Here is a 4,064-nt window from a genome sequence, read left to right on the forward strand (position 1 = left end):
ATTGCGAGGAGCGCAGCGACGAAGCAATCCAGACTCTTTGGCAGGGCATAGCCATCTTGCGGGTCGCGTGATGCTGGAGCAGTGCCGCTGATTTGCCCGACGTGTCAAATGTTTTCGCGCCATCGCACAAAGCATCATGCCAGCAACTGCTCCTTTGCATGGGGTTGTTTTCCATGTTTTGAGGCGGACCCAGCTATTGATCGAATACGATCCGAGGCCGCCGTTCGATGCTAAGAAGAAACTGGAAGCCAAGTTACTGATTTTATCGGTTCCGGAAAAACGTGAAATCCACCCCGCGGTTCGTTGTTTCATCCACCAGGGTCGACCGTCAGGTCGGTACAGAGCTCGCAATGACGGGAGAGAGATTGGTGTTCACGTCGCAATCGGCGCCGGCATGGTGAGAAACGCCCGCGTGACGTGCCAGAACAATTGCCGGTTGGTCGCCAGCGTCACCGAATGGGCGGTGCCGGGCAAGATAATGAACTGGCGGTCGCCGCTCGGCAGCTCGTTGTAGAATTCCTCCAGGTCGGTGACGGTGGCGATGCCGTCATATTCGCCGCGCACCAGCAGCACCGGCGCCAGCACCTTCTGCGGATGCACCACCGGCAGATTGGCGGTCATGTCGAGATAGGTTCCGGTCGGGATCTGGTCGCCGAACGCCATCTCCGCGTCCGCCAGCGCCTCGATAACGGCGGCATCGCTGGTGCCGGGCCTGTCGCGGGTCGCAATCGAGCGGATCATGTCGCGGTCGCGCTTGCGCATGTTGTGCGAGCGAAAATAGTCGAGTTGCTCGGCACGCTTTTTCAGGGTCGGCGACCCCTCGCCCTTGTAGGTGAAGGCGGCGAACACCAGCCGGTCGATCCGCGCCGGCGCCGCCATGGCATAGGCGCCGGCGCGCAGCGCGCCGGAGGATTCGCCGATAAAATGAAATTTTTGCTGCCCGGTTTCGCGGGCGATCACCTCGGTCGCGATTCTGAGGTCCTCGACGCCGCTGGCGATATCGGAATTGCCCGAGGTGCGGCCCGATTTGCCGTAATTTTCGTGATCCATGGTCCAGCAATCGAACCCGTAGCGGGCGAACGCATCCATCATCGAATACTCGCCGTGGCCGGGCACGTCGAGATCGAACACCCGCGACGTCACCGACGAGCCGTGAACGAAAAACACGACCGGTTTCGGCCGCTCGCCGGCCTTCGGCTCGCCGACGCGCTTGCGATACATCCACAACGGAATGTCGTCCTTCTTCGCCCAATATTCGTTGCTCCAGATTTGGGTAGACGCGCCTTCGATGCAAGTTGCGCTTTGCGCAGCCGTCGTATCGGCCAGCGCTCCGGCGAGCAGCCCGAGGCCTGCGCCTTTGATGACGGTGCGCCGCCCCAGCAGTGGATCGCGATCTGTCATGGCTTCCTCCGGTCGGGCTCTCTGCAATTGCACGTCCGGGATTCGTACTATCGCGCGCACCGGGATGACTTCGTCACTTCGTCTCCGCGGGATCGCGGTGCACGGGATCGACCCACAGCACCGTCTCCGGCTTTTCCGCCGGCTCGATATCGAGATTGATCGCCACCGCCTCGCCGTCGCTGCGCACCAGCACGCATTCCAGCACCTCATTGCGGCTGGCATTGATCTCCTGATGCGGCACATAGGGCGGAATGAAAATGAAATCGCCGGGACCGGCTTCCGCGGTGAATTGCAGATGCTCGCCCCAGCGCATCCGCGCCTTGCCCTTCACAACATAGATGATGCTTTCGAGATGGCCGTGATGGTGCGCGCCGGTCTTGGCGTCGGGTTTGATGGTGACGGTGCCGGCCCATAATTTCCGGGCGCCGACGCGCGCGAAATTGATCGCGGCCTTGCGGTCCATGCCCGCGGTCGACGGCACGTTGGGATCGAGCTGGTCACCGGGAATGACGCGGACGCCGTCATGCTTCCAGCGCTCGGCGTCATGGTCGTGGGAATGACCGGAATGGGGGTGATCGTGGGAGTTTGTCATCGCATGGCTCTCACCAGAATCCCGTTCGCGCTTGCGTCCGCGGCGGCTATTTCACCGCCAGCAGTTCGACATCGAACATCAGCGTCGCGTTGGGCGGAATGACGCCGCCGGCGCCGCGGGCGCCGTAACCGAGCGCCGGTGGAATGATCAGCGTGCGCTTGCCGCCGACCTTCATCGTCGCCACGCCTTCGTCCCAGCCGGCGATCACCTTGCGCTGGCCGATCGGAAATTCGAACGGCTCGTTGCGATCGACCGAAGAGTCGAATTTCTTGCCCTTCTGGCCGTTCTCGTAAAGCCAGCCGGTGTAATGCATGACGCAGGTCTGTCCCGGCGCCGGCGACGCACCGGTCCCGGCCTTGCTGTCGATGATCTGTAAACCCGATGGCGTGGTCATGGCTTTTCCTGCGGCTTGGGCCGATGCCCGCATGGAGACGGCAACGGGCATGGCGATCGCGGCCGCCATGGCAGCGAACAAGGTCTTGACGATAGTGCGTCGGGAAGATCGCATCGGTGATACCTTTCTTTTGCGCAGCGGCCGAGGATGGCCCGGTTACTCAATATCCCAGCGCGCAACCGTCCTTGCGCGGGTCGGAACCGCCGGTCAGCGTGCCCTTGTCCCGGTCGATCCAGATCGCCTGGCCGCCGCCGAGCGGCCCGACCACGCGGGCGGTCTTGTGCCCGATCTTTTTCAGGCCCTCGACGATTTCGGCCGGCACGCTGTCCTCGAGCTGATAGACGCCTTCGTAATGCAGGCCGCGCGGCATGTCGATCGCTTCCTGCACGTCGCAACCATAGTCGAGGATATTGGTCAGCACATGGGTCTGACCGACCGGCTGATACTGCCCGCCCATCACGCCGAACGGCATCACCGCGCGGCCGTTTTTGGTGACAAGGCTCGGGATGATGGTGTGCAGCGGCCGCTTGCCCGGCGCGATGCAGTTGGGATGGCCGGGCTGAATCCGGAAGCCGCCGGCCCGGTTCTGCAAGAGAACACCGGTGTTGTCGGAGACGATCGCCGAGCCGAAGGAGTGCGCGATCGAATTGATGAAGGAGCAGACGTTGCGATCCCGATCGACCACGGTGATGTAGACCGTCGAGGGATTCATCGGCGGCGCGACGTTCGGCAGATCGAGCAACCGGTCCATCTTGATGTTCTTGACATGCTCGTCGGCGAATTCCTTCGCCAGAATTCCGGCCACGTCGACATGGACCTGGGCGGGATCGCCGATATGTTCCTCGCGCATCATGTAGGCGATCCGCGCGGCCTCGGCCTCGAGGTGGAAGCGTTCGACGCTGAGCGGGGGGAATTTCGTCAGCTCGAAGCGGGAGAGGATGTTCAGCATCACCAGCATGGTGATGCCCGGCCCGTTCGGCGGGCACTGCCAGACGTCGTGGCCTTTATATGTGGTGCCGATCGGCGAGGTCGTCTCGGTGGTGTGCGCGGCGAAATCTCCCAGCGTGTGCAGGCCGCCGATCCCGCGCAGGGTCTCGACCATGTCCTCGGCGATGGCGCCGGTATAGAACGCATCGCGGCCGTTCTTGGCGATCGCGCGCAGCGTCCTGCCGAGTTCCAACTGATGGATCACGTCGCCGGCGGCGGCCGGCTTGCCGCGCGGCAGCAGATAGCGCGCGGTGTTGGTGCCGTTCTTCAGCTTGTCGAACTGGTTGTTCCAGTCGAAGGCGTTGCGCGGCGCGACGATGTAGCCTTGCTCGGCGGCCTTGATCGCGGGCTGCAGCAGCGTGTCGAGCCCGAGCCTGCCGTGATCGCGCAAGATCGTCGCCCAGGCATCGACCGCGCCGGGAATGCTGACGGCATGCGCCGAGGTCAGCGGCACGGAGGTGATCTTGCGCTCGAGATACCATTCGGCCTTGGCGGCCATCGGCGCCCGGCCGGAGCCATTATAGGCGACGATGCTGCCCTCGCCTTTCGGCTGCACCAGCGCAAAACAGTCGCCGCCGATGCCGGTGGATTGTGGCTCGATCACGCCGAGCAGCGCGCAGGCCGCCACCGCGGCGTCGGCGGCGGTGCCCCCGGCGCGCATCACCTCGATGGCCGTCAGCGCGGCAAGAG

4 protein-coding genes are annotated in these 4,064 nt (G+C 63.6%); all 4 read right to left on the reverse strand.

The window, feature by feature from the left end:
- Positions 1–372: 372 nt before the first annotated feature.
- On the reverse strand, positions 373–1,401 hold the full coding sequence (locus WCE35_RS00005; protein WP_424591299.1) for an alpha/beta hydrolase: 1,029 nt from the start codon (positions 1,399–1,401) through the stop codon (positions 373–375).
- A 73-nt stretch (positions 1,402–1,474) separates the two neighbouring features.
- Positions 1,475–1,993, reverse strand: coding sequence for a cupin domain-containing protein (locus tag WCE35_RS00010; RefSeq protein ID WP_424591300.1), 519 nt, complete (start codon positions 1,991–1,993; stop codon positions 1,475–1,477).
- A gap of 46 nt (positions 1,994–2,039) precedes the next feature.
- On the reverse strand, positions 2,040–2,438 hold the full coding sequence (locus WCE35_RS00015) for an FKBP-type peptidyl-prolyl cis-trans isomerase (RefSeq protein ID WP_424591302.1): 399 nt from the start codon (positions 2,436–2,438) through the stop codon (positions 2,040–2,042).
- A gap of 109 nt (positions 2,439–2,547) precedes the next feature.
- Positions 2,548–4,064 (reverse strand): gamma-glutamyltransferase (gene ggt / locus WCE35_RS00020; protein WP_424591301.1); only part of this gene is annotated, 1,517 nt, incomplete at its 5' end.

Source organism: Bradyrhizobium sp. (assembly GCF_049691595.1).
Classification (GTDB): Bacteria; Pseudomonadota; Alphaproteobacteria; order Rhizobiales; family Xanthobacteraceae; genus Bradyrhizobium.

Excerpts from the sequence above, each read along its gene's own strand:
- WCE35_RS00010 (WP_424591300.1), bottom strand. The coding sequence starts at position 1,993 with ATGACAAACTCCCACGATCACCCCCATTCCGGTCATTCCCACGACCAT.
- WCE35_RS00005 (WP_424591299.1), bottom strand. The coding sequence starts at position 1,401 with ATGACAGATCGCGATCCACTGCTGGGGCGGCGCACCGTCATCAAAGGC.
- WCE35_RS00015 (WP_424591302.1), bottom strand. The coding sequence starts at position 2,438 with ATGCCCGTTGCCGTCTCCATGCGGGCATCGGCCCAAGCCGCAGGAAAA.